Annotated in this window: 1 protein-coding gene; it reads right to left on the reverse strand. The window is 65.5% G+C overall.

Going from position 1 to position 714, the window contains the following annotated elements:
* Positions 1 to 290: 290 nt before the first annotated feature.
* Positions 291 to 714: transposase (locus HZZ13_RS36335; RefSeq protein ID WP_197964215.1), on the reverse strand; the 424-nt coding region annotated here is incomplete at its 5' end.

Below are 714 nucleotides of genomic sequence, written 5' to 3' on the forward strand. Positions count from 1 at the left end.
GCCTTGACCGCGACGAGCTCGGCGCCACAATGGAGCGTTCGCAACATGCGCATCGGCGCTGGCAGGCGGGACGTGATGCGAGGCCTGGGCCGTGAACGACAATGCGGCAGGACCGCATCACCTTGTATCCGGTCGGGCACGCGGCCCGGTACCCTGATCTTTCATGCACGGGTGAAGGCAAAGCCCAGCAAGGACGGGACCCATCTGAGAGAGCGGGTGGTTTGCTCCCCTGGATGAGGACGGTCACGCGTCTGTCCTGGCTCACGTCGGCCGTCATTGCGCCTGGCCGTTCAGGAAGAAGGATGCAGCACGGCGCCAGTGGGGATGACACCGGTGGTGAGATAGCGCCACAGCGCGACCATCAGCTTGCGCGCCAGGGCGACGACTGCAATGCGCCGGATGCGTCCTTTGATGTCGCGCACCCGCTCGCGGAACCAGCGCGTCAGCGCGCTGTCCGGTTGATGGACTGTCCATAGCCACGCCAGCTCGATGGCGAGCTCACGGGCCCGCCGGTTGCCGGCCTTGCTGATGCCCTGCTCCCGGCTTCGCTCGCCGCTGTCATAAGGCGTGCCGGTGAGGCCAAAATAGCTGCCGACCTGACGGCGGTTGTTGAAGGCGCGATAGAACACTTCGTTGACCAGTTCCTGGCCGCCGACCGGGCCGATGCCTTTGAGCTCGATGAGCTGACTGATCCTCGCTTCCGGCGAACCAGGC

Origin of the sequence: Bradyrhizobium agreste (assembly GCF_016031625.1) — a bacterium.
Taxonomy (GTDB): Bacteria; Pseudomonadota; Alphaproteobacteria; order Rhizobiales; family Xanthobacteraceae; genus Bradyrhizobium; species Bradyrhizobium agreste.